At 67.9% G+C, this 651-nt stretch carries 2 protein-coding genes; one reads left to right on the top strand and one right to left on the bottom strand.

Annotation, left to right across the window (positions count from 1 at the left end; genetic code table 11):
- The coding region (locus AC1DY2_RS20360) for a peptidoglycan-binding domain-containing protein (RefSeq protein WP_476764067.1) at positions 1–378 on the top strand (378 nt) is incomplete at its 5' end.
- A gap of 80 nt (positions 379–458) precedes the next feature.
- On the opposite strand, the gene AC1DY2_RS20355 is transcribed toward AC1DY2_RS20360, so the two are convergent.
- Positions 459–651: metallopeptidase family protein (locus AC1DY2_RS20355; protein ID WP_476764066.1), on the bottom strand; the 193-nt coding region annotated here is incomplete at its 5' end.

Here is a 651-nt window from a genome sequence, read left to right as displayed (position 1 = left end):
GGCCAGGGCTGCACGGCCTACCAGTACTCGTCGGGCGGCTACTCGACGTGCGTCGGCTACATCCAGCGGATGCTGAACGGCATCGCCTCCGTGCGCGGCGGCAGCTACGGCGGCTACCAGCTCGTCGTCGACAACAGCTTCGGCGCCAACACCAACACGAACGTGCGCCGCTTCCAGAGCTACACGGGCCTGGTCTCCGACGGCATCGTCGGCCGCAACTCGTGGAACCAGCTGTGCCGCTACGCTGGCACCCGCTCGTTCGCCGAATACAACTCGTCGGCGCTGCAGAAGTCCGCCTGGCAGGCCGCCTACGACGCCGGATGCTACGTCGACCGCCCCGTGGGCGTCGCAGGCATCGAGGTCATCTCCAGGTACTAGCAGCAGGCGATCTTCACGGGCACGGATGCCGCACGCACGCGGCATCCGTGCCCGTCGCCGTGCTCACGCCCACCGGAGATCTACGCCCAGCCGAGCTCGTGCAGCCGCGCGTCGTCGAGCCCGAAGTAGTGCCCGATCTCGTGCACGAGCGTGATGCGCACCCGCCGACGCAGCGACTCGAGATCGACGCTGTGCTCCTGCAGGTTGTTCTTGTAGAGCGTGATGCGGTCGGGCAGCTCGCCGAAGCCGTACACGCCGCGCGTGGTCAACGGA

The sequence above is a fragment of the Agromyces sp. P1_H4 genome, from assembly GCF_056405255.1.
This window is presented reverse-complemented; position numbering and strand designations above follow the sequence as displayed.